Source organism: Paenibacillus aceris (genome assembly GCF_017874035.1).
Classification (GTDB): Bacteria; Bacillota; Bacilli; order Paenibacillales; family NBRC-103111; genus Paenibacillus_E; species Paenibacillus_E aceris.
In genome coordinates this window covers 1-22198 of record NZ_JAGGKV010000016.1, presented here as the reverse complement: position 1 = coordinate 22198, position 22198 = coordinate 1, and the positions used below count along the sequence as shown (strand labels likewise).

Genomic DNA, 22198 nt, shown 5'->3' with positions numbered 1-22198 from the left:
CGAGGCGTTTTATCAATTAAGCGTTCGCGTTCGCGCCGCTGACGATTTCCGCAATTTCTTGCGTAATGGCAGCTTGACGTGCACGGTTGTATGCTAATGTGTAGCTGCTGATCATCTTCGTTGCATTTTTCGTTGCGGAGTTCATCGCTGTCATTCTCGCTCCGAACTCACTTGCTTTACCTTCCAATACTGCGCTGTAAATAATCGTTTCCGCATATTTAGGCAGCAGCACTTCTAGAACGCCTTCCGCTGACGGCTCATACTCGTAACTAGCCGTTGAAGCACCTTTTACATCCTCCATAGGAAGCAAGCGAACCATGGTTGGTATCTGACTGATTGCATTTTGGAATTTGTTGTACACCAAGAACAATTGATCGTACGAGCCATTCTCAAAATTAGCAACTGCAGAAGCCGCTATTGATTTAATATCCGAGAACTTCGGAGAATCCGGAAGTCCTGTAACTTCTTGAACGATCTGGACATTGCGTTTCTTGAAGAAATTGCTACCTTTACGTCCGATTACAAAAACTGCATATTCCGACGCGGATTGATGTCTTTCGCGAATCTCCGTCATAGCCTTCCGCAATACGTTCGCGTTGTAGCCTCCAGCCAAACCACGATCCGAAGTGATAACCAAGTAAGCGGTTTTCTTCACATCGCGAGTTTGCAGCATTGGATGCTTCACACCTTTGGAGCCTGCAGCGATGCTAGCAACTACTTCTTTCAGCTTATCCGAGTAAGGACGAGCCGCTTCCGCAGCTTGCTGAGCTCGACGCAAGTTCGCTGCTGCGACCATTTCCATCGCGCGCGTAATTTGCTTCGTGTTTTGTGTCGATTTGATTTGGCGCTTAATCTCGCGCATTCCTTTTGCCATACCTGTCACCTCTCTTTTGAGGCTTTGGAAAGCCTTCATTCGAAGGCCTGATCTCAGGCAACTTACACCCAATCTCAGGCATAAACGGAGTACCTGGCTTTTCATGAGGAAAAGCTCAGGTATTCAAATTTTATTCAGAAACTGCGAAGCTCTTTTTGAACGTGTTGATTGCATCAACCAGCGCTTTGTCGTTATCCGCAGTAATATCTTTGGTATCACGAATGCTGTTCAAAATTTCCGAACGATTGGTTTCCAGGTAAGCCAAGAATTGGGCTTCAAAACGAGTAACGTCTTGTACTGGAATGTCATCTAGGTGGCCTTTAACGACCGTGTACAGGGAGCAAACTTGTTTCTCAAGAGAAAGCGGTTGATGCACGCCTTGCTTCAAGATTTCGAGTGTGCGAACCCCGCGATCGAGGCGGGCTTTTGTTGCTTTATCAAGATCGGATCCGAACGCTGCGAATGCAGCAAGCTCACGGTATTGAGCCAAGTCTACACGCAGTGTACCGGCAACTTTTTTCATTGCTTTCGTTTGAGCGGAGCCCCCTACACGGGATACAGAGTTACCAACGTTAACCGCTGGACGCTGACCGGAGTAGAACAGGTCGGACTCAAGGAAGATTTGACCGTCCGTAATCGAAATTACGTTCGTTGGAATGTATGCGGAGATATCGCCCGCTTGTGTCTCAATGAAAGGAAGTGCAGTAATCGAACCGCCACCTAGCTCATCGTTCAATTTCGCAGCGCGCTCCAGCAAACGGGAGTGCAAGTAGAATACGTCACCTGGGTATGCTTCGCGACCTGGTGGACGACGCAGCAAGAGGGACAACTCACGGTATGCAGCGGCTTGTTTGGACAAGTCATCGTATACGATCAATACGTGCTCGCCTTTGTACATGAAGTACTCGCCCATTGCACAGCCTGAGTATGGAGCCAACCAAAGCATTGGTGAAGGCTCGGAAGCAGATGCTGTTACAACGATTGTATATTCCAAAGCGCCCGCAGCACGAAGTTTTTCAACAACGCCTACGACTGTGGATTGTTTTTGACCGATAGCAACATAGATACATTTAACGCCGTTGCCTTTTTGGTTCAGGATCGCATCGATCGCAATCGCTGTTTTACCTGTTTGACGGTCACCGATGATCAACTCACGTTGACCACGGCCAACTGGAACCATCGCGTCAATCGCTTTGATACCAGTTTGCATTGGCTCATGAACGGATTTACGAGCCATAACGCCTGGAGCCATGTTCTCTACAGGGCGGAATTCTGTTGTAGCAATTGGACCTTGACCATCGACTGGTTGACCCAAGGAGTTAACGACACGGCCGAGCAGAGCTTCCCCTACAGGAACCTCCATGATACGTCCTGTGCGTTTTACTGGATCGCCTTCACGGATATCTTTGTAAGGTCCGAGAATAACGATACCTACGTTGCTTTCTTCAAGGTTAAACGCGTAGCCCAAAACGCCATTTGAAAACTCAAGCAGTTCGCCTGCCATTACGTTTTCCAAACCATGAGCACGAGCGATACCGTCCCCGACTTGAATGACTGTACCTACGTCAACCACTTGCATATCGGATTTATAGTTTTCAATCTGTTGTTTAATCAATGAGCTGATTTCTTCAGGTTTGATACTCAACGAACGTCACCCCTATTCTTACAGTGCTTGTTTTTAAACCAAAGCTTTGGATAGGCGGTCTAACTTGCCTGCCAAACTTCCATCATATAAACGGTCACCAATACGCACTTGGATGCCGCCGAGCAACTTAGGCTCAACAACACTCGCAACGCGAATTGTTTTTCCCGTAACTTTGCTGAAATGTGATGCAATTTCCGCTTGTTGAGCTTCTGTCAACGCAAAAGCAGAATAAACCGTTGCACTCGCTTGTCCAAGCGCCTCATCCGCAATCTTTGCAAAATCGCTCACAAGAGCGGACAGAATCGCTTGTCTTCCTTTATCAATCAAGACCAGCAGCGTGTTCCACACCGGTTCGGAAACTTTGCCCTCAAAAATCTGCTTCAGCAGGTCCGTTTTGACGGTCGTCCCGATATTCGGATGGTTCAGGAACTTCTGCAAGTCTGCATTGTCCCTAATCGCACTAGCTACAGATTTCAGCTCTTCTTCGACTTGGGAAATGATTCCCTTATCCTTTGCTACTTCAAAAAGAGCTCTGGCATAACGCTTCGCTACGACGATGTCACTCATACGTTGCCTCCTACCTCTTTGAGGTAATGCTCAACCAATTGTTCTTGTGACTTTTCATCGATTTGTTTCTCAATAATTTTGGAGGCAATCAGAACGGACATCGCGCCAACTTGGCTGCGAAGTGCGGCAACCGCTTTGTTCTTCTCGTTCTCGATATCTTTCAAAGCTTCATCTTTCAGACGAGCTGCTTCTGCTCCAGCTGCACGAACGATTTCATCCGCTTGTTTAGAGCCTGTTTGTTTCGCTTGCTCAATGATTTCATAAGCTTCCTTGCGTGTTTGTTGCAGAGCTTGCTTTTGTTCCTCTAACAGTTGATCGGCTTGTTTACGGCTTGCTTCAGCTGTTTGGATTTGATCTTTAACCAACTGTCTGCGTTTCTCCATCATGCCGAACAGAGGGCCGAACGCAAACTTGGAAAGTAGCACGTATAAAATTAAGAACGCGATAAGTTGAATCCAAAATGTGGACCATTCAATATGCAAGTAACGTCACTCCCTTCTGATAACGTGGGCAAAACGAAGGCGTGGTGGCCTGTGGCCATCCCCGCCGAACGATTTATTAGCCTGCTTTTCCCATAAAGATGAACGCAAGTACCAATGCAACGACCGGCATTGCCTCTACTAGACCTACCCCGATAAACATAGTTGTTTGAAGCGTACCACGTAGTTCTGGTTGACGGGAAATACCTTCCAAAGCGCGACCTACGATCAAACCGTTACCAATACCTGCACCTAGTGCTCCTAAACCGAATACGATACCTGCTGCTACTAATGCTATTGCTCCCATTGATAAAATCCTCCCTTAAACTCTTAGGTTTGTTTTGTGTATAAGTGACTCGAGACTACCCGAGGTAAGTCTTACTTTTAATGTTCTTCGTGGATTAACGTTTGCGAGATATAAACCATTGTCAGCATCGTGAATACGAAGGCTTGAATAGCACCTACGAACACACTGAAGCCCTGCCATACGAAGAGAGGCGCAATTCCAAACCAACCAGCTCCGATGATGACAGATATCATAATTTCACCTGCATAAATGTTACCGTAAAGACGGAAAGCGAGCGTAAGCGGCTTTGATACAACTTCAATTAAATGAAGGATCAACATTGCCCCTTTGTACTCAAAGTAATGCGCGAAGTAATGCTTCGTGTTACGTGTTATACCTAAGTAGTGACTTAGTACGATAACAATAACCGTTAGTGCTCCTGTTACAGCGATATCAGCCGTCGGTGATTTCCACCATGACACATGATCTTCCGTTACGATCGAGAAAGGAAGGCCGAGCATGTTGCCGATAAAGATGTACATAATGAGCGTAAGACCAAGCGCGATAAAGCCTTTGCCATGCTTAGAACCGATCGTACTTCCAATGATGCCTTCTACAAACTCAATCGTCCATTCCATGAAGTTTTGAATTTTTGAAGGATTCGTTACGGATGCACGACTAGCCCCTGCGATTGCAAGGATAAGCACGATAATAGTGGTAATTCCGATCATCATAAGAGCTGATGCGTCGAAGTGAATACCTAACCACTCAAATTCTGGTACGTGATGTTCCATGTTTTCCATTTTCACCCCTTTCATCGAATGGAATTACTTCTTAGACTTCCTAATAGAAAGAATACCCAGTACGAGTGTTGCCAATTGAGCAAAAAAGTATCCAACAATCGTCGTGGTTAAAGCGACATGTTCCGGATACCGAACGGCAACCAAACCTGCGAAGCCAGCAATTGCTGCTCTTGTCAGAAAACCTAGGGTCACCTTGCGCCCTTTCTGCTCTATCGCAGCTGCTGCCAACTTGTTAATCTTCCAGGCCAAGAACCTGGCATTGATCATGCTCACCATAGATCCAAGCATAATGCCGGCAAAGTAAACCCGGTAATCGACAAGAAGCGCCCATGCAGCCAAACAAAAGGATAAAAAGAAAAGAAACACATTTTGAACCGTTTTCAGAGTGGCTGAAAATTCATCCATCATAGCCCTCCGTACCGCTTTATCATGAAGTAAATGCTAATGATTCCGGTTACAAGCCCTAGTAAAAACCCGCCTAACAACCAGAATTGTCCCCCTAGCACGCGTGTCAGCCAATCGCCGAACAAGTATCCGGCTCCTAAACATACTACAAGGTCAATGCCGATCGCACTAGTTAACGCTACTGCCCGCCACGGATTATCATTGGGATTTTGCCGTTTCATAGCATCCCTCCTGAAGGCTTTCCACTGAAGAAAACCTGTTTCGTAGACATAGTGCTACGAATCCTCATTTATTGTATCGAAGCCATGCGAGTTTTGTCAATTGACGAAACTTAACAGTCCTCACCGCCCAAAACCCCTCAGAGCCTTGCGGCTCTAGGGTTTGCGAGTTTCCAAACCAAACAGTCGAACTGTACGCTGTAGCGTTTGTCATGATTTTGTCACGGTTAGAATGTTTCAGGCCGTTCAGAGACCCTGCCGAAGTGATGCAGAATGGCTTGAACGATTCTTTGAGATGCTTTACCGTCTCCGTAAGGGTTAGCGGCTTGGCTCATTTTATTGTATAAATCTGGATCTGTTAGCAACGCGCGAGCTCGCTCGTAAACCTTCTCCTCGCTCGTTCCAACCAGCTCCAAAGTGCCCGCTTGAATGCCTTCCGGACGCTCTGTCGTATCACGAAGCACAAGCACCGGCACGCCAAAGGATGGCGCTTCTTCTTGAAGACCGCCGGAGTCTGTCAGAATCATATGCGTTTTCGGATAGAAGTTATGGAACTCACTGGCGTCGAATGGTTCTACCAGCTTAATGCGCGGGTGGTTGCCCAAGATTTCATGCGCAGGCTCTTTGACGGCAGGGCTCGGATGCACGGGATAGACGATCGCAATATCTTCGAACTCATCCGCAATACGCTTCACTGCACGGAAAATTTGACGGTGCGGCTCTCCTTGAGCTTCACGGCGATGCGCTGTCATCAAGATCAGCTTGCGGCCCGCTGCCCACTCCAGAACAGGGTGTTCAAAAGATTCTTGCACCGTGTATTGGAAAACATCCGTAACAGTATTACCAGTTACATAGATTTGAGATTCCGATTTATTTTCTTTGCGCAGGTTGTCAGCCGATTGCTGAGTAGGAGCAAAATGCAAATCAGCCAAAACGCCCGTCAATTGACGGTTCATCTCTTCCGGATACGGCGACATTTTGTTCCACGTACGAAGACCCGCCTCGACATGTCCAACTTGAATTTGCTGCATAAACGCCGCATAGCTCGCAAGGAATGTAGTCAGCGTATCGCCGTGCACGAGAATCAAGTCAGGCTTCGCTTCTTGGAAGACAGGCTCCAAGCCCTGCAGCACGCGCATTGTAATTTCATTCAGCGTCTGGCGGTCTTTCATGACATTCAAGTCATAATCCGGTGTGATTTTGAAAATGTCGAGCACCTGATCCAACATCTGGCGATGCTGTGCCGTTACGCAAACGAGAGACTCGATATGCTCCGGATGCTTCTCCAGCTCCTTAATCAGCGGAGCCATCTTAATTGCTTCAGGTCTAGTACCGAAGATCGTAATGACTTTCAAACGTTTCATTGGTTCTTCTCCCCCATCGTCATAAGTCTATTATTTGGTGCCGAACAGACGATCTCCCGCATCTCCCAATCCAGGTACGATATAACCGTGATCATTCAAGTAGTCATCTACGGCAGCTACATAAATATCAACATCCGGATGTTCCTGTTGAACAGCCTTGATTCCTTCCGGCGCAGCGATTAAACACATCAGCTTCATTTGTGTGCAGCCTCTGCGCTTCAATACTTCGATTGCCGCATTCGCCGAACCACCTGTAGCTAGCATCGGGTCAATTACGATCAACTCCCGCTCCAGCACGTCCGTCGGAAGCTTCACATAGTACTCGACAGGCTGAAGCGTGTCCGGATCACGGTAAAGGCCTACATGTCCAACTTTGGCGGCCGGGATCAACTTAAGCACACCGTCAACCATCCCTAATCCTGCGCGCAAAATAGGAATCAGCCCCAACATTCTGCCCGAAATAATCCGGCAATCCGCTGTTGTTACAGGTGTTTTCACTTGAACATGCTCAAGCGGAATATCCCTCGTTATCTCATAGGCCATTAAAGTCGCCACTTCGTCTACGAGCTCCCGAAAATCTTTCGTTTTCGTATTCTCATCCCGAATATAGGTTAGCTTATGCTGGATAAGCGGATGATCACAAATAAATAACTTCCCCATAATTTCCTCCTAAAAAACAACAATGTTATATGTATTTTACCCATTTTAGCGTCAAGGTACGACAAACCTCGTTCATTATATCATATGTTATCCAACTTATCCTCCGAAAATCCAAACCTACCATGAATATCCTTATTTAAATAAAAAACTGCCCGGGATTATCTCCCAAGCAGTTTTGATAAAAGACTTATTCTTCTACGGAATCAGAGCGAAACCAAATGTTTTTAAAATCAAACCATCCCAGTGTATTGAACGTGATCCCTTGTAAATGCGGACTGTACACCAATTGCTGCGTCGTATGCAGGAGAAACAAGACAGCGTAGTTATCCGAAACCAAATCTTGCATGCCACGGATTCGCTGCAAACGCGTCTGCGCGTCAGGCTCTGCTTCGATAGCTGCGATAGTTTCATCAAAAACTCGGCGCTGCTCATCCGTAGCGTAGGTACGAACCGCTAGATTGCCTACTTTGTACACTTCGATCAGACAGCGGGCTTCATCATCATCTGCAACAACTCCGCCAATAATAACATCCGCGTCTAACAACAGGGGAACCTTTGTCATTTGTTCAAAAGTATACTCCTTCAGAACAACCTGAATGCCAACAGTCTGGCAGCAAGTTTGAATCCATTCAGCATGAGGTTGGTTCTTCCGCGTAAAGATCATGGTAATGGTCTCGCCTTTATATCCGCACTCTCTTAAGAGCTCCCTTGCCCGCTCAGGCTGATGGTCCTCCGGAATTGCAGTCGGAGACTCCGGCGGTAAGAAATCCGCTGCAGGTCTTGCATGATAGAGGCCTAACTCCTGAATCAAGCCGCAGCGGTTCAGGATAAGCTGAATCGCTTGACGGAATTTGAGTTCATGCTGGGGACCCTTTTTGCGAAGATTAAATACGAGCGTGCTGGAGCCCAGCATCATCACTTCTTTCTTGCACCAATGCGCAGGGGCAGGCTGTTTATAATGATTGAGCTTCCCCATTTGGAAGTTCAACTGCTGCCATCTCCGATCACTGACATTATCCGGCACATAGAGAAGCTCGATACGGTCCAAATGGGCGCTCTCCTTATAATAATCCTCGAACGCTTCCAACGTTAAGCCTCCCGTATCATGCCTCGCAATCCGAAAGGGACCCGTTCCAACGGGAAGCATGCTGGCATCCGCAACCTTCTTTGCGCTGTAAACGTCCGCGGGAACAATCGCTGCCTGGTAGGAGCTAACATAGTGAGGCAGCATATAGTTCGGCGCATCCAGCTCCAACCTGACCGTCAGCCGGTCGACAGCGCGAATCTCCTTGACGGATTTCAGCAGCCAACGATTCGGCGAATCCTCCGTTCCCAGTGAGCGCAGCCGGTTGAACGAAAAGACGACATCGTCTGCCGTCAGCTCCCGGCCATGATGGAATCGCACCCTTTTTCGCAAATAGAAGGTCCACACGGTTGCATTATCGTTGCTTGCCCACTCATGAGCCAAGCCCGGCTCCAGGCAGCCGCAGAGCGGATTATAGTAAAGCAGTGTGTCGAAGGCCTGCTTCACGAAATGAAGATCGCGCGAGAAGAGCACATCGACGGGATCCAGCGTCAGTACCCTGAACTGCATGGGCAGCCTCAGTGTTGCGGGGTTGCCGGACTCACAATTGCCCCGGTAGCCAAAATAACTTCCCAACCAAGCCAGAAACCGGTCAATGACGCCTCCATCGAGGCCGTCCATGTGGAACAAGCTCATCGCACTGTTCAAGTTCCCCTGTTCGACTAGCACTTTCGCTTCCGCCAGCAGCAGATCTTCAGCTGCAACTAGAAACCGAATGGCCGAGCGGTGTCCACGCCCGCGGCCCGGTGTCCAGACGATCCAGCCCATCTCGCTCATTTTGCGAATCAAAATTTTCACGTTACGCTCCGTACAATACAGGTAGCCGGCAATTTCTTCAACCGAGACGGGCACGTCCATATACGTGTGGGGGATTTGTAAGACACGCGTTATTGATGTTTTCAACTGCGCATATTGTAAAGCTAACTGCATGAAAGATCCCTCCATTTACACGAATTACCAAGAGTATAGGGGTACCTCATGAATTCGTCAACAGCCTTTAGAGGGAATAAAAGGTGAAAGTTTTTCAGATCTCTGTACACTTTTTAACCCTTGGTCATTTGATATGATGTGTATCACCAAGACTTTACGATTCTACGAAACAGGTGATGCAGCATGACGTTCTTTCAATTTCATCCTAATGTGCGACTGCGTATAGCTCTCAGTTTTCTAACGAACATTCTCAGCAATATGGTGGTTCCGTTCATGTCGATTTACTTTGCCCGTACGCTTGGTACGACGATAGCCGGTACTGCCACTACGATTTCCATCGTGGTAGCTCTCGTCAGCGCTACGATTGGCGGGCATTACGCCGACCGGGTCGGCCGCAAGAAAATGATGCTGATCGGAGAAGGCGTAGCCCTGCTGGCTTATGCCGCCATGACATTCGCGAATTCGCCATTCTGGCATTCAGCCGGACTGACGCTCATCATGACGATGATCAGCACAGCTTCTTGGGGACTAAGCAAGCCTGCCGTCGAGGCTATGCTGATTGATGTATCAGGACCCGATACGCGCAAAGCCATCTATCGGATTAATTATTGGTCCAACAATCTGGCCATTTCCGTCGCGGGGATGATTGGGGGTTACTTCTTCAGCGACTACCTCTTCGAGCTTTTATTGGCTGCTAGCGGAATGTCACTCATTGCGCTTCTGGTGACTGCCTTTTTCATGAAAGAAACGATGCCGACTGAAAAAGATAGAATCACTGAAGAAGTACATATTTCAGGCCCTAAACGTATTACAATGTTTGAGCGTTATAAAGAGGTGCTAAGTGACCGTAGATTTCTCATCTACCTGATTTCTAGTGTTCTCGTTGTCTCCGTAGAGATGAATCTTAGCGGCTTCATTGGCATTCGGCTCGCCGGGGATATCCATCAAACTCCTTGGCTGCCCGGCCTTCCCGCGACAATTGACGGCTTGCCGCTTGTCGGTATTTTGCGTACGGAAAACACGCTAGCCGTTGTGCTGCTTTCTCTCTTCGTCGGCCGCCTGCTCAAGAACAGCTCCGACACGAGAATCATGCTGTTCGCTATGTTTCTTAACGTGGCCGGCTATTCCTATCTGGCTTTCGGCAACCAGCCGATCCTGCTGCTGCTGCTCATGCTCGTGACCACTATTGGCGAGCTGACCTATGTCCCGCTAAAGCAAGCAATGCTGGTGCAGCTTGTTCCCGATCACGCCCGCAGCTCCTACATGGCGCTTAGCAGCATGACCAACAGGGTGTCCATTATGGTTAGCGGCCTGAACATGATCATAGGCGGCTTCCTGCCGTCAGGCGCTATGGCAATGTTCATACTGCTGACAGGCGTCGTCGGCATTGGCATGCTGGCGTCCATTCTACCGAGCCTGAAGGAAGATGCGCAAAAGGTGCATCATGCGGCGGTGTAAATGTGTTCCTTTATCTCAGAATATAGGAAAGGGGCTGCTTCAAAAGGTCGTAATAACCTTCTGAGGCAGCCCCTTTTATATATTAGTAAGTCAAACCTGGGTACAACGGATATTGCGCCGTCAAATCTTTCACCATGCCGCGAGCTTTCTCCAGCACTGCTTCGTCTTTCGGGCTTTTGAGTGTAAGTGCAATCACTTTCGCGATCGTTTGCATCGCTTCTACGCCCATGCCGCGGGATGTTACAGCCGGTGTACCTAAACGGATACCGCTTGTGATGAACGGGCTTGTTGGGTCGAAAGGAATGGCGTTTTTGTTCGCTGTGATACCGATCTCGTCAAGTACGTGCTCAGCATCTTTACCTGTGATGTTCAGGTTGCGCAGATCAACCAGCATCAAGTGGTTGTCCGTACCGCCGGAAACAAGGTTGATGCCTTCAGCTGTCAATGCAGTCGCCAAAGCTTGCGCATTGTTGATTACATTTTGACCATATGTTTTGAATTCCGGTTGAAGTGCTTCACCGAAGGATACCGCTTTTGCTGCAATCGTATGCATCAAAGGACCGCCTTGGGAACCAGGGAATACAGCTTTATCAATCGCTGCTGCCCAAGCTTTGCGCGTAAGAATCATACCGCCGCGTGGACCGCGAAGCGTTTTGTGCGTTGTTGTAGTTACGAAATGTGCGTGAGGAACCGGGTTCGGGTGCAAGCCAGCTGCAACAAGACCAGCAATATGCGCCATGTCAACGAAGAACAGCGCGCCTACATCGTTAGCGATGGATGCCAATGCTTCGAAATCGATTGTGCGCGGGTAAGCACTTGCGCCAGCTACGAGCATGCGAGGCTTATGTTTGAACGCCGCTTTACGAACATCGTCATAGTCGATGCGGAAATCTTTTTCGCTTACGCCGTAAGCTACGAAGTTGTAAAGAATACCGGAAGCATTAACTGGGCTGCCGTGTGTTAAGTGACCACCATGCGCCAGGTTCATACCAAGTACCGTATCGCCAGGGTTTAGAGCTGCCAAGTAAACAGCCATGTTCGCTTGTGCACCGGAGTGTGGTTGAACGTTCGCGTGCTCAGCACCGAAAAGCTCTTTCGCGCGATCGCGTGCGATATCTTCCACGATATCTACGTACTCACAGCCGCCGTAGTATCTTTTGCCCGGGTAGCCCTCTGCGTATTTGTTTGTCAGTACTGTACCCATCGCTTCAAGAACAGCTTGGCTTACGATGTTTTCTGAGGCGATAAGCTCAATTTTGTCGCGTTGACGACCAAGTTCTAGGTTCATTGCTTCTACGATTTTTGGATCTTGCTTGCTTAGAAAGTTTGTCATATGGAATTCCTCCTAAAGGATAGTTTTTATCTAAAAAATAGCCTAGCAATCCGCATCCGGCGCGGCCTGCTGATAGAGCTGATCCGCAGCTTCTGGTGTATAGACAGCTCTTATGCCGCCAATCAGCTTAGGTCGTGTGAACGCCATGGTCACATAGGCATGACCAATATTTCGCACCGGGGGCCTTGCAGGTACGGCGACCCGCCGCAAATGCATCCCAATCAGCGTGCTGCCAATATCAATCCCCGCATGCGCTTGAATCGTCTCGACAACGACAGCTTTTGCGAAATGGCGATACGCGTACGAGGCCATCGAGCCGCCGGCTTTTGGCACCGGAATCACCGATACCGGCTCAAGTTGAGGAGCCGCAGACAGCAGCTCTTCCTCGATAACGAGCGCTCGGTTCAAATGCTCGCAGCATTGAAAAGCCAAGTGCAGCCCGAACTCACGGCTTATACGCTGCGCCGTTTCAAAAATCGGCCGAGCCGCATCCAGCGTCCCTGAGGTACCGATCCGATGCCCGAGAATTTCACTCGTACTCGTACCGATGACCAGAATATGACCTGGCCGCAAACCGCCCACTTGAACCAGCTCGCGTAAATTTGTTTCCAAACCTTCGGCAATCGTCAGAAGTATGGAATCTGTCATCGCGGTCACCCTCTAAGGATGAATCGCGAAGCGATCTTCGATGCTCTGCACTTTGTTAATGCGGTTCTGATGGCGGACACCTTGCGAAAACTCCGTCTCCAGCCAAATTTTCACGATTTCCTCGGCAACGCCCGGTCCAATGACACGCTCCCCTAAAGCAAGGACATTCGTATCATTGTGCTCCCGCGTTGCTTTAGCGGAAAATAGATCATGCACCAGTGCACAACGGATACCCGGAACCTTATTCGCAGCAATGGACATGCCGATGCCTGTACCGCAAATGAGAATCCCTTTATCTGCTTCACCTGAAACCACTTGCTCACAAACCTGCAGCGCATAATCCGGATAATCGACTGAGTCTGCACAGCTGCAGCCATAATCTATGACCTGATGGCCCAATGATTCAATAAAAGGAATGATAACATCTTTCAAACGATAACCTGCATGATCCGCACCTAACGCAATTTTCATGGGTAGAACGCTCCTTTGCTTGTTCGAATTCGACCATCCTATTATATCCCAAAGTCCACCAGAAAACGAAAAAAAGAGCGGACACGCTAGAAATAGCGCATTGCTCTTTTGCCCAGGCGACCGGCCGTATAGCTCAATGCTCCATTGTGGTTGATCCCACTCGTCGCCAGTTACATTGAGTCTTGCTTGATAGCTTCATTTTATCGTATTATGCCCTTGGTGTAAAGACGTATCCGTAAATCATTTCCCAGTCTGGGAGCCATCATTTCGTTCACGAAGCTTTTTAACCAATTTATCTAAACTCCCGCTAATTTCCTTCGCCGTTTGCCGGTAAACCTCTAATGAACCTCCGAATGGGTCGGAAATATCGTAATCGGGAATGGCATGTTCAAGGGAATAAATACGATTTCTTTCCTCAGCCGTCACTGTTTGCGATAAGGCCTGCTTAAGCTGAACTTCCGTTACAAGCTTTTCTCTTTCCTCAATCGCTTGCAGGATATGATGGTCATCTTCTACATATTCTTTGAGCGTAAAAGTCTTCTCAACTGCACCAGGGAACCGCTGGATTACCGTGCGTTTATGCCCTGTCGTCATCGTCAAAATGATATCAGCCCATTTTACTTCCGACTCCTGAATCGCCAAAGAACGAATGGATCCATCAAAGCCTGCCTCTTGTAGAAGTGATGCACTATTATGGGAGATCGGAGCGCCCGTCATCGCGGATACACCTGCTGAACGAACTTCCGCCGCAAGTCCTTCTTGGTGCACCCTGATACGCAGCAAACCTTCGGCTAATGGACTGCGGCACGTATTTCCTGTACAGACAAATAGAATTCGCAACATGAGATCCTCCTAAGAGTTTTGCGTAGCAAAACTTTCTTCGTAAGCATAGGCAGAGTCTTTCTACCTGTATTGTATCATAGCAAAAACTTGATCCCAAACGCGAGCAAAATAAGCCCGCCAAACGCCTCTCCATACTCGCCAACCCAACCGTTAACCCGCCTGCCGACCAATAATCCGGCTATGGAAAGTAAAGCCCCGAACAAGCCAAATACAAGCACAGTTAGCAATATATCAGTTGCAAACATCCCTAAAGATACCCCTACTGAGAACGAATCTATACTGACACTAAGCGCGAAAATCGTTAAGCCCCATAGTGATCGATGATCAAATGAAGTCGCTTCCTCCCCGCGAATCGAACTGTACACCATATGCGAGCCCAACAGAATGAGTAAACATCCGCCAGCCGCTGTCGCGACATTTCCTAGCAAGAGCGAGACATATTGCCCCATAAACATGCCCATTAACGGCATAATGATGTGGAAAATACCAATCACAATGCTTATTTTCAAAATATCCACCAAACGAATTCCTTTCATGCCAATGCCAATCCCCAAGGAAAAAGCATCCAAGCCCAAAGCAATCGCCATAATGAATATTGTGATGATCTGTCCAAATTCAATGCCAGTTACGAGCATATGCGCTATCCCCCTTGTCCGCTTTCTTAACCAAGATATGCGGACAAACTGGGAATCATGCTAGCTAAACACGTACAAGCCGATGGCCTGCCGCTTTACGCAGACGATTCATGATCGCCTGGCCAATTCCCGTTTCCGGGCAGCCCTCGGCGACAATATAATCAATGCCTTGCTGGTCAAATCGTCTTAATGCAGCATACAGCTCCTGGGCAATCGTCTCCGGCTTAGCTAATGAGCCACAGGCTATAACCAAATCAGCTTCAAAGCGAGAGGCTTTTTCCTCAAAAGTAAGGATACCCGTTGATTCCCCTCTTTCCTTAGCAGCTTGAACGTCACGCTGAATCCAAGCGGCCACCGCCTCTGCATCGTCACCATAAACGATATGCATGTACCCCTTCGGCGCGTAATGCGTATACTTCATTCCCGGAGCCCGAGGCGTCTCCGAAGCCAGAACATCTTCCCGTTCCGGCTCATAAATCCGAATGGCTGGCAGTGCGGACTGCAATTGCTCCGCTGTAACACCGCCAGGGCGCAAAATGTACAGCTGACCATCTCCAAGCTGTATCACCGTCGATTCGACACCTACGCCGGTTCCTCCTCCGTCCACAATGCCTCCGATTCGACCATCAAGGTCATCTTGAACATGTGACGCGAGAGTCGGGCTCGGTCTGCCTGAACTATTGGCGCTTGGCGCTGCGATTGGAAGCTCCGCTTCACGAAGCAGCTGCAAAGCCACCGGATGATCAGGTATTCGCACCCCTACTGTCGTAAGACCGGCGGTCACCAACGGCGAAATGCTGCCTGTTTTTACAGGCAGCACAATGGTAAGAGGCCCCGGCCAGAAAGCCTCCATCAGCCTTAGATGATCAGGCGTGACGCTCGCAGGCTCGATTAAGCCCGAAAGCTGCCTGGTATCAGCGATATGAACGATCAGTGGATTATCGGATGGCCGTCCTTTGGCTAAGAAAATGCGTTCCACCGCTGAGGTATTCGTAGCATCCGCGCCAAGGCCGTATACCGTTTCCGTCGGAAAAGCTACGGTGTTTCCGCTTCTCAGAAGCTCTGCTGCTCCCGCTAACTCTCCACCCCTGTCAATTGCCTTATCCGGGTCCACTTTCCAGTACTTTGTCACGATCTATCATCCTTACTTCCAAAATGAATTCAAGTTATTAACTAAACCATGCCACCACTTTTTTAATCATTTCCCAGATGAAAAACTTCACTTTGGGCTGTGAGTCAACCGGCTTCACTTGTTCTTCCGTACTTGTTGTGCTTGCTTTGGCTTCTTTAACTTGTTTAACTGTTGGTTGAGCTGTTTTATTGTCTTTGGCTGTTGGCGCAGGGGAAGTTTTGACCTTCTCTTGGCCCTCAGTTTTGGCTACGACGGCTGCTGCAGCGACAGCTTCTCCGGAGACAGAATCTACAAAGCAAAGCGGCGGAAACAACACGCACCACCAGTTCTGACCTTCCCCGCTGCCAATCGTGACGCGTAGCGCCTCGTAATCACCGGCAGGGTAAACTTCGTTGCCATACATTTTCGTAGGGAAAGGGACTTTGCCAAGCTCAACCGTATGCGTATAAGTATAACCGCGAGCTTCGATCATTTGCCCGACAAGCGCATCGAACTCCGGTAAATGAGCCGTAACTACTGCTCTAGCTTCATCCAAAGAGTGAGGTCCAACGACCCAATCCTGCATACGCACAATAATGGCGTCACGAATTTCACGCTTCAGAGCTTGGTCTTGCGCAGAGTCAGAGTTTGCTAGAATACGTAAGCGTATGGATTCTTCCGGTATTGTAGGCGATATAACCGCCGCATTCGTACGATTGGATTCCCAACAAGATATCATAACAATAAGTGCAAAAGCCACGAATAATAAATGTTTGAATGATTGGCGATCCGTTCTTTTTACCATAAGGAAAAGCCCCTTTCCCTTCGCTTCTACTAGCCAGTATAGGCAAAAAGAGGAGAGGCTAAACCTAGTAATCTATTTAAATTTGATAGAAATGATAGAGTTGGGATGACTGTTAAATCATGGCATTCCCGCTGCGTAAGACCGGAATTCCTTCTGTAAGAGTGAAAAACACCGTTACAGCTGCTTTTGTGCTTGGAGAGGTCGCTTTAACGATGAAAAACAGCGTTAAAGCTCAGCGTTCCCGCTGCATAAGTCCGGAATTCCTTCTGTAAGAGTGAAAAACACCGTTACAGCTGCTTTTGTGCTCGGAGAGGTCGCTTTAACGATGAAAAATAGCGTTAAAGCCAGCCCCTACTGCTCCCGAGCCCGGATCGCGATCACGTGGCGATCAATCCCCTGGAGATCCGGAACGAACCGGATCTCCTCCCAATCGGCGGCGGCGCGCAGCATCGCCGCCACAGCCTCCGCCTGCCCGATGCCGACCTCGAACCCGACCACAGTCGGGATTCGCGGCAGCAGCGGCAGCTGCCCAATCATCCGGCGGTACAAATCGAGTCCCTCGATACCGCCGAACAAAGCTGTGTGCGGCTCAAACAGCCGCACCTCCGGCATCAGCGCCGGGAGATCGCCATCAGGAATATACGGTGGGTTAGACACCAGTATATCGGGAGCGATCCGGCGCTCGATATAAGGCTCGAGGAGATCGCCCTCGAGCCACTCCACCCGCGCAGCCACGCCGTGGCGCTGCGCGTTCAAGCGGGCCATCTCCAGCGCTGCCGCGGAGATGTCGCTGGCGGCCACGCGCCAGTTCGGGCGCGCGTGAGCAACGGTCACCGGGATGATGCCGCTCCCGGTGCCCACATCCGCAAGCAGCGGAGCGCCTTGCGGGAACAAACGCGTACCCTCGTGGAGCAAAGCTTCCACGAGCAGCTCCGTTTCCGGCCGCGGAATCAGCACCGCCGGGCTAACCGCGAAAGGAAGGCCGTAAAACTCCTGTTCGCCGATCACATACTGTACCGGCTCACCCGCGGCCTTCCTCTCCAGAAGCTGGCGCCACTCCGCTGCCAGCTCTGCCGGAAACTGTTCCTGGAAGCGGAACAGCAGCTCTGTCCTACTACAGCCAAGCAGGTGCTGCAGCAAAAGCTCCACACAGGAAGCCGCCTCCGCCACGTCCAGCTTCCCTAAAAAAGAAGAAGCCTCTACATAGGCTTCTCTAATCGTCATCGAGGCAGTCGGCATCACATTGCCTGCTCCCCTTTATCTAAAGCATCGGACTGTGCAGCAATGGTTAATGCGGAAACAATCTCCGCCATATCACCGTTTAGGACAGTTTCCAAACGATGCAAAGTCAAGCCGATCCGGTGGTCCGTAATCCGGCTTTGCGGGAAGTTATACGTACGAATCCGTTCCGAACGGTCACCTGTCCCGACTTTGCTCTTACGCTCGCCTGCGTATTTCGCTTCTTCTTCCTCACGCATTTTATCCGAAATCCGCGCACGAAGTACGCGAAGCGCCTGCTCCTTATTGGAGTTCTGCGATTTGCCGTCCTGACATGTCGCAACAATACCCGTAGGCACGTGCGTCACGCGAACCGCTGATTTCGTTGTATTAACGGACTGACCGCCAGCTCCGCTGGAACAGAACGTATCTACGCGAATATCCGCATCATGAATAACGATTTCAACATCTTCCGCTTCCGGCATCACAACAACCGTTGACGTTGAAGTATGAATACGTCCGCCTGATTCTGTTACTGGGATCCGCTGCACACGGTGCGCTCCGCTCTCAAACTTCAGCTTGCTATAAGCGCCTTTCCCTGTGATCATGAAAATAATCTCTTTGAATCCGCCCAAGTCATTCAAGGAAGCATCAAGAATTTCCGTTTTCCATCCTTGTGTATCGGCATAACGCGTATACATACGGTACAGGTCGCCTGCAAACAACGCAGCTTCATCGCCCCCTGCCGCTCCGCGAATTTCAACGATGACGTTCTTATCGTCATTCGGGTCTTTTGGCATCATGAGCACTCTTAGTTGTTCTTCCAGATTAGCCGATTGCTCGCTAAGCTCTTCGATCTCCATTTTAACCATTTCACGCATTTCATCATCTAGCTTCTCGTTCTGCATCGCTTTCGCGTCTGCCAACTGCTCGCTTACGCTTTTATATTCATTATAAGCATCGTAGGCTTCTTGAAGATCAGACTGTTCCTTCGAATACTCTCTAAGCTTTTTCGTGTCACTCGTCACATCCGGGTCACACAGCAGCTCGCTTAATTTTTCATAGCGGTCCACAATGGACTGAAGTCGATCCAACATAACGGATCACTCCTTTCTTTATTTTTTATGAATTACACATTAAATCTGAAATGCATAACGTCGCCGTCATTCACCACGTACTCTTTACCTTCCAGGCGCACTTGCCCCTTTTCCTTCGCGCCATTCATGGAGCCTGCTGTTACCAGATCCGTATAGGACACAACCTCGGCACGAATAAACCCGCGCTCGAAATCAGTATGAATCACGCCCGCCGCTTGAGGAGCTTTCGTTCCTTTGCGGATCGTCCAAGCCCTTACTTCCTGAACTCCAGCTGTAAAATACGTGTACAAGCCAAGCTTGCGATAAGCTGCTTTAATCAATCTATTCAAGCCGGACTCTTGAAGTCCCAACTCTTCCAGGAACATTGCTTTTTCTTCGTCTTCCAGTTCGGCAATCTCTGATTCTACCTTCGCGCTGATCGAAACAACTTCGTTGTTTTCTTTCTCCGCGTACTCCTTAACGATTTTGACGAATGGATTCTCATCTGCTGTTGATACTTCGTCCTCGCTCACATTGGCTGCATAAAGGACCGGCTTCATTGTCAGCAAGTGAAGATCGCGGACGAGCAGCTTCTCATCATCGCTCAAATCAATGCTACGCGCTGGCAGATCGTTATAAAGAGCTTCCTTGATACGTTCCAGACACTCAACCTCAGCTACAACTTTCTTGTCGCCGCCTTTCAGGTTTTTGCGGGAGCGCTCGATCTTTTTCTCAACGGACTCAATGTCAGCCAAAATCAATTCGAGATTAATCGTCTCGATATCGCCAATCGGATCTACTTTACCGGATACGTGGGTAATATTATCATCCTCAAAACAACGGACAACATGCACAATGGCATCCACTTCACGAATGTGTGCCAAAAATTTATTTCCAAGCCCTTCGCCTTTGCTCGCGCCCTTCACCAAACCAGCAATATCAACGAATTCAAAGGCTGTCGGAACAATGCTTTTAGGGACAATCATCTCTACCAGCTTGTGCAATCTCTCGTCCGGTACTTCAACTACCCCAACATTCGGATCTATCGTACAGAACGGATAGTTTGCAGATTCTGCCCCCGCCTGTGTAATTGCATTAAACAATGTCGATTTTCCTACGTTCGGTAGACCGACGATACCTGCTTTCAAAGCCATCGTAGTTACAACTCCTTAATTTTCGAAAATCATCCTTCTTATTATATAGTACTTGGAACGCAAAAAAAAGCCTGAAAGCTACTGAATAGCCGCAGACTTTTTTTCCAGTGCTTTTTTTGTTTCATTTTCCCGCTTCTGGACGAAGTAGGTTTCGATCTGATTTTTTAAAATAAATCCGCGCAGCGCGTTCGTTTTCTCATCTGGGATGAGGATAAATCTCGCCCCGTAATAAGTGCCGTTATTCATTTTCTCTTCCCGAACAATTTCCAGTGTGCACGGCACCAAGAAACCCAAGATCAGCTCCACTTCAAGCTGCGAGTGCTTTTGTATGATTTTTTCGAGCATGGCGTTCTCTTCGATCTTGAAGCCTAAGCCGTTAACCGATATATTTCTGATCGAGAATCGAATCGGTGTTTCAAACTGATGTTCATGCTTCTTGCTTTTGTCTTGAAATCCAAAAAGAAGCCCTTCATTCTTCACATCTACGCGGGGGAACTCCCTTTTTTCTGTAAACTTCCTGCGGTTATCAGGCGGATTCAGGACAATGACGGAGCCCTTGTCTTTGGCGAGAATCGTTGTCTCCATAACAAACAACCCGGATGGCGTGTATACCGTCATTTTACACTTGTCTCCCAGGGCAAAGACGTCATATTCCGGCAGCTCCACCTCAATGATGTCACCGAGGGCATAGGTCAGCACGCCTGTGGATACGAAATCATCCTTGCTCAGCATCGCTTTACTGTCAATCATGACATCTGCGTCGTATCCTTCCTTGCTGCCATAAAACTTCATAGACTTTTGTTTGCTAACCATTGTCCTGTTTCAATCCTTCCCCATTCCATATTCCGCATACAAGACAACTTCATCGTCCTTTTAGGACGAGCGCGTTTGTCAAGGTAGATGCGAAGCTAAAGTTTATACTTTCTTATCTATAAAAAAATAGACTGCCCCTTTACCAGGAACAGCCTGTTACCTCAACCCAAAAAAGCATCGATTTTCGGTAACCAGGCTGTCATAGTTCCATTGGAACGGTAGACCCTCAGCTTTGCGTCCTTGCTTTTCAGCAAGTTTGCCATTTATCGAACCCTGCATATGAAATTTTATGTTTTATCGTTCCTATGGTCTAAAAGACCTATGAATACTTCCATTATACGGATGCCAGTCCCTATTATCAACTAAATCCCTTGCATACACGTTGTATTTGTTGTATGAATGTAAAAAGAATTACATATCCACAATTTTTCGAGTTATACACATTGTTATCCACAGGTTGTTAACAACGAATATTTGTTCGATCTATTGTACACATGTGGATAAGATTATTTTTAGCGAGGTGTCCCCCTGTGGATGAACATAATGAGCATAATGAACATATCCCCTGGATGAAAGCAGCTATTGAAGAAGCAATGAAAGCCGAAGCCATTCGAGAAGTTCCCATCGGCGCTGTAGTTGTCCATCAAGGTCAAATTATCGGCCGCGGCTACAATCTTCGTGAAACCACGCTGGATCCCCTGGCCCATGCTGAAATGATTGCTATTAAGCAAGCGAGCGAGCATCTGCAAGCATGGCGCTTGCTTGACTGCAAGCTCTACGTCACGTTAGAGCCTTGCCCGATGTGTGCGGGCGCGATTGTCCAAGCGCGGGTTCCGCAGGTGATCTATGGCACAACCGATCCCAAAGCCGGCTGCGCGGGAACGCTGATGAACTTGCTGCAGGAGGACCGGTTCAACCACCGGGTCGATGTCATTAGCGGCGTGCTGCAGGCGGAGTGCGCGACGATGCTGACGCAGTTTTTCCGCAAGCTGCGCGGTAAGGAATGAGCGTTGCGCTCGGGCTAATTTCGTAAGCGCTCATAATATTGTGCTAAAGGGAACTATGATCCTCTATTCTCTAGATATTGAACACTTCAGCGAGAAAGAGGGAACTGTGGTCCGCTATATTATTATTTCTAGTCAAAATGTAAGCTATTTAGGGTAAATAAGACCCTGTAGTTCCGTTTGACTATTAAGCCCCCTAATTAAATTGGAGAGTACCTAGGGAAATAAGGTACTATTCATATAAAGGGAGGCGAGCGGAATGAGACAACGTAACAACGCATTCAAAGAAGTTCGTAATAAGGTGGCGCAAGAAG

At 48.6% G+C, this 22198-nt stretch carries 25 protein-coding genes and 2 riboswitches; of the genes, 3 read left to right on the top strand and 22 right to left on the bottom strand.

Going from position 1 to position 22198, the window contains the following annotated elements; translation table 11 throughout:
• Window positions 1–16 precede the first annotated feature (16 nt).
• The 11 genes from atpG to J2Z65_RS24225 all read right to left on the bottom strand — a co-directional run bounded on the left by atpG (window position 17) and on the right by J2Z65_RS24225 (window position 9315).
• Entirely contained in the window at window positions 17–874 is an 858-nt protein-coding gene (gene atpG / locus J2Z65_RS24275) for an ATP synthase F1 subunit gamma (protein WP_167055264.1), read from the bottom strand.
• A gap of 130 nt (window positions 875–1004) precedes the next feature.
• Window positions 1005–2519, bottom strand: coding sequence for a F0F1 ATP synthase subunit alpha (atpA, locus tag J2Z65_RS24270; RefSeq protein ID WP_167055266.1), 1515 nt, complete (start codon window positions 2517–2519; stop codon window positions 1005–1007).
• 33 nt (window positions 2520–2552) lie between these two features.
• Window positions 2553–3086 carry a F0F1 ATP synthase subunit delta gene (locus J2Z65_RS24265; RefSeq protein WP_167055269.1) on the bottom strand — a complete coding sequence of 178 codons (534 nt, stop codon included), beginning with the start codon at window positions 3084–3086 and terminating at the stop codon, window positions 2553–2555.
• A complete protein-coding gene (gene atpF / locus J2Z65_RS24260) occupies window positions 3083–3568 on the bottom strand; it encodes a F0F1 ATP synthase subunit B (RefSeq protein WP_167055272.1) in 486 nt (161 codons plus the stop codon). Before atpF ends, J2Z65_RS24265 begins: the two co-directional genes overlap by 4 nt.
• A gap of 76 nt (window positions 3569–3644) precedes the next feature.
• Window positions 3645–3872: a F0F1 ATP synthase subunit C gene (gene atpE, locus J2Z65_RS24255; protein WP_167055274.1), complete on the bottom strand. Its 228-nt coding sequence runs from the start codon at window positions 3870–3872 to the stop codon at window positions 3645–3647.
• A gap of 77 nt (window positions 3873–3949) precedes the next feature.
• Window positions 3950–4654 carry a F0F1 ATP synthase subunit A gene (gene atpB / locus J2Z65_RS24250; RefSeq protein ID WP_240159598.1) on the bottom strand — a complete coding sequence of 235 codons (705 nt, stop codon included), beginning with the start codon at window positions 4652–4654 and terminating at the stop codon, window positions 3950–3952.
• A gap of 24 nt (window positions 4655–4678) precedes the next feature.
• The gene (locus J2Z65_RS24245) at window positions 4679–5062 is read right to left on the bottom strand and encodes an ATP synthase subunit I (protein ID WP_244999174.1); all 384 of its coding nucleotides are present in this window, start codon (window positions 5060–5062) and stop codon (window positions 4679–4681) included.
• The gene (locus J2Z65_RS24240) at window positions 5059–5280 is read right to left on the bottom strand and encodes an AtpZ/AtpI family protein (protein WP_127453433.1); all 222 of its coding nucleotides are present in this window, start codon (window positions 5278–5280) and stop codon (window positions 5059–5061) included. The genes J2Z65_RS24245 and J2Z65_RS24240 overlap by 4 nt, the downstream gene beginning before the upstream one ends.
• Window positions 5281–5504: 224 nt before the next feature.
• Complete coding sequence (gene wecB, locus J2Z65_RS24235; RefSeq protein ID WP_167055280.1) at window positions 5505–6641, bottom strand: non-hydrolyzing UDP-N-acetylglucosamine 2-epimerase; 1137 nt, start codon at window positions 6639–6641, stop codon at window positions 5505–5507.
• Window positions 6642–6671: 30 nt separating this feature from the next.
• The gene (upp, locus tag J2Z65_RS24230) at window positions 6672–7301 is read right to left on the bottom strand and encodes a uracil phosphoribosyltransferase (protein ID WP_167055282.1); all 630 of its coding nucleotides are present in this window, start codon (window positions 7299–7301) and stop codon (window positions 6672–6674) included.
• Window positions 7302–7488: 187 nt separating this feature from the next.
• Window positions 7489–9315 (bottom strand): ABC transporter substrate-binding protein, encoded by a 1827-nt coding sequence (locus tag J2Z65_RS24225; RefSeq protein WP_167055285.1) that lies wholly within the window; start codon window positions 9313–9315, stop codon window positions 7489–7491.
• Between the two features lie 183 nt (window positions 9316–9498).
• On the opposite strand from J2Z65_RS24225, the gene J2Z65_RS24220 reads away from it, so the two are divergent.
• Window positions 9499–10773, top strand: coding sequence for an MFS transporter (locus J2Z65_RS24220; protein WP_167055288.1), 1275 nt, complete (start codon window positions 9499–9501; stop codon window positions 10771–10773).
• An 82-nt stretch (window positions 10774–10855) separates the two neighbouring features.
• On the opposite strand, the gene J2Z65_RS24215 is transcribed toward J2Z65_RS24220, so the two are convergent.
• The 7 genes from J2Z65_RS24215 to spoIIR form a co-directional block, all read right to left on the bottom strand.
• Window positions 10856–12106, bottom strand: coding sequence for a serine hydroxymethyltransferase (locus tag J2Z65_RS24215; protein WP_167055291.1), 1251 nt, complete (start codon window positions 12104–12106; stop codon window positions 10856–10858).
• Window positions 12107–12148: 42 nt separating this feature from the next.
• Window positions 12149–12754: a TIGR01440 family protein gene (locus J2Z65_RS24210; protein WP_167055294.1), complete on the bottom strand. Its 606-nt coding sequence runs from the start codon at window positions 12752–12754 to the stop codon at window positions 12149–12151.
• Window positions 12755–12766: 12 nt separating this feature from the next.
• Window positions 12767–13225 (bottom strand): ribose 5-phosphate isomerase B, encoded by a 459-nt coding sequence (gene rpiB / locus J2Z65_RS24205; RefSeq protein WP_167055297.1) that lies wholly within the window; start codon window positions 13223–13225, stop codon window positions 12767–12769.
• Window positions 13226–13328: 103 nt separating this feature from the next.
• A riboswitch (ZMP/ZTP riboswitch) is annotated at window positions 13329–13409 on the bottom strand.
• A gap of 56 nt (window positions 13410–13465) precedes the next feature.
• Entirely contained in the window at window positions 13466–14068 is a 603-nt protein-coding gene (locus J2Z65_RS24200) for a low molecular weight protein arginine phosphatase (RefSeq protein WP_167055300.1), read from the bottom strand.
• A 74-nt stretch (window positions 14069–14142) separates the two neighbouring features.
• Window positions 14143–14703 carry a manganese efflux pump MntP gene (locus J2Z65_RS24195; protein ID WP_240159599.1) on the bottom strand — a complete coding sequence of 187 codons (561 nt, stop codon included), beginning with the start codon at window positions 14701–14703 and terminating at the stop codon, window positions 14143–14145.
• 64 nt (window positions 14704–14767) lie between these two features.
• Entirely contained in the window at window positions 14768–15835 is a 1068-nt protein-coding gene (locus tag J2Z65_RS24190) for an L-threonylcarbamoyladenylate synthase (protein ID WP_209856153.1), read from the bottom strand.
• Between the two features lie 37 nt (window positions 15836–15872).
• Window positions 15873–16619: a stage II sporulation protein R gene (gene spoIIR / locus J2Z65_RS24185; protein ID WP_167055303.1), complete on the bottom strand. Its 747-nt coding sequence runs from the start codon at window positions 16617–16619 to the stop codon at window positions 15873–15875.
• 119 nt (window positions 16620–16738) lie between these two features.
• On the opposite strand from spoIIR, the gene J2Z65_RS24180 reads away from it, so the two are divergent.
• Window positions 16739–16891 (top strand): hypothetical protein, encoded by a 153-nt coding sequence (locus tag J2Z65_RS24180; protein WP_167055306.1) that lies wholly within the window; start codon window positions 16739–16741, stop codon window positions 16889–16891.
• A 79-nt stretch (window positions 16892–16970) separates the two neighbouring features.
• On the opposite strand, the gene prmC is transcribed toward J2Z65_RS24180, so the two are convergent.
• The 4 genes from prmC to J2Z65_RS24160 form a co-directional block, all read right to left on the bottom strand.
• Window positions 16971–17858, bottom strand: a complete 888-nt coding sequence (prmC, locus tag J2Z65_RS24175; RefSeq protein ID WP_167055309.1) for a peptide chain release factor N(5)-glutamine methyltransferase — start codon at window positions 17856–17858, stop codon at window positions 16971–16973.
• Window positions 17858–18934, bottom strand: coding sequence for a peptide chain release factor 1 (gene prfA, locus J2Z65_RS24170; RefSeq protein WP_167055312.1), 1077 nt, complete (start codon window positions 18932–18934; stop codon window positions 17858–17860). Before prfA ends, prmC begins: the two co-directional genes overlap by 1 nt.
• A gap of 32 nt (window positions 18935–18966) precedes the next feature.
• Window positions 18967–20067 carry a redox-regulated ATPase YchF gene (gene ychF / locus J2Z65_RS24165; protein ID WP_167055315.1) on the bottom strand — a complete coding sequence of 367 codons (1101 nt, stop codon included), beginning with the start codon at window positions 20065–20067 and terminating at the stop codon, window positions 18967–18969.
• A 78-nt stretch (window positions 20068–20145) separates the two neighbouring features.
• Window positions 20146–20880 carry a PilZ domain-containing protein gene (locus J2Z65_RS24160; RefSeq protein ID WP_167055317.1) on the bottom strand — a complete coding sequence of 245 codons (735 nt, stop codon included), beginning with the start codon at window positions 20878–20880 and terminating at the stop codon, window positions 20146–20148.
• A gap of 183 nt (window positions 20881–21063) precedes the next feature.
• Window positions 21064–21151, bottom strand: a riboswitch (cyclic di-GMP riboswitch).
• Between the two features lie 259 nt (window positions 21152–21410).
• On the opposite strand from J2Z65_RS24160, the gene tadA reads away from it, so the two are divergent.
• On the top strand, window positions 21411–21887 hold the full coding sequence (tadA, locus tag J2Z65_RS24155; protein WP_338111635.1) for a tRNA adenosine(34) deaminase TadA: 477 nt from the start codon (window positions 21411–21413) through the stop codon (window positions 21885–21887).
• Window positions 21888–22198 lie beyond the last annotated feature (311 nt).

Excerpts from the sequence above, each read along its gene's own strand:
- atpG (WP_167055264.1), bottom strand. The coding sequence starts at position 874 with ATGGCAAAAGGAATGCGCGAGATTAAGCGCCAAATCAAATCGACACAA.
- J2Z65_RS24265 (WP_167055269.1), bottom strand. The coding sequence starts at position 3,086 with ATGAGTGACATCGTCGTAGCGAAGCGTTATGCCAGAGCTCTTTTTGAA.
- atpE (WP_167055274.1), bottom strand. The coding sequence starts at position 3,872 with ATGGGAGCAATAGCATTAGTAGCAGCAGGTATCGTATTCGGTTTAGGA.
- atpB (WP_240159598.1), bottom strand. The coding sequence starts at position 4,654 with ATGGAAAACATGGAACATCACGTACCAGAATTTGAGTGGTTAGGTATT.
- J2Z65_RS24245 (WP_244999174.1), bottom strand. The coding sequence starts at position 5,062 with ATGATGGATGAATTTTCAGCCACTCTGAAAACGGTTCAAAATGTGTTT.
- J2Z65_RS24240 (WP_127453433.1), bottom strand. The coding sequence starts at position 5,280 with ATGAAACGGCAAAATCCCAATGATAATCCGTGGCGGGCAGTAGCGTTA.
- wecB (WP_167055280.1), bottom strand. The coding sequence starts at position 6,641 with ATGAAACGTTTGAAAGTCATTACGATCTTCGGTACTAGACCTGAAGCA.
- upp (WP_167055282.1), bottom strand. The coding sequence starts at position 7,301 with ATGGGGAAGTTATTTATTTGTGATCATCCGCTTATCCAGCATAAGCTA.
- J2Z65_RS24225 (WP_167055285.1), bottom strand. The coding sequence starts at position 9,315 with ATGCAGTTAGCTTTACAATATGCGCAGTTGAAAACATCAATAACGCGT.
- J2Z65_RS24220 (WP_167055288.1), top strand. The coding sequence starts at position 9,499 with ATGACGTTCTTTCAATTTCATCCTAATGTGCGACTGCGTATAGCTCTC.
- J2Z65_RS24215 (WP_167055291.1), bottom strand. The coding sequence starts at position 12,106 with ATGACAAACTTTCTAAGCAAGCAAGATCCAAAAATCGTAGAAGCAATG.
- J2Z65_RS24210 (WP_167055294.1), bottom strand. The coding sequence starts at position 12,754 with ATGACAGATTCCATACTTCTGACGATTGCCGAAGGTTTGGAAACAAAT.
- rpiB (WP_167055297.1), bottom strand. The coding sequence starts at position 13,225 with ATGAAAATTGCGTTAGGTGCGGATCATGCAGGTTATCGTTTGAAAGAT.
- J2Z65_RS24200 (WP_167055300.1), bottom strand. The coding sequence starts at position 14,068 with ATGTTGCGAATTCTATTTGTCTGTACAGGAAATACGTGCCGCAGTCCA.
- J2Z65_RS24195 (WP_240159599.1), bottom strand. The coding sequence starts at position 14,703 with ATGCTCGTAACTGGCATTGAATTTGGACAGATCATCACAATATTCATT.
- spoIIR (WP_167055303.1), bottom strand. The coding sequence starts at position 16,619 with ATGGTAAAAAGAACGGATCGCCAATCATTCAAACATTTATTATTCGTG.
- J2Z65_RS24180 (WP_167055306.1), top strand. The coding sequence starts at position 16,739 with ATGGCATTCCCGCTGCGTAAGACCGGAATTCCTTCTGTAAGAGTGAAA.
- prmC (WP_167055309.1), bottom strand. The coding sequence starts at position 17,858 with ATGCCGACTGCCTCGATGACGATTAGAGAAGCCTATGTAGAGGCTTCT.
- prfA (WP_167055312.1), bottom strand. The coding sequence starts at position 18,934 with ATGTTGGATCGACTTCAGTCCATTGTGGACCGCTATGAAAAATTAAGC.
- ychF (WP_167055315.1), bottom strand. The coding sequence starts at position 20,067 with ATGGCTTTGAAAGCAGGTATCGTCGGTCTACCGAACGTAGGAAAATCG.
- J2Z65_RS24160 (WP_167055317.1), bottom strand. The coding sequence starts at position 20,880 with ATGGTTAGCAAACAAAAGTCTATGAAGTTTTATGGCAGCAAGGAAGGA.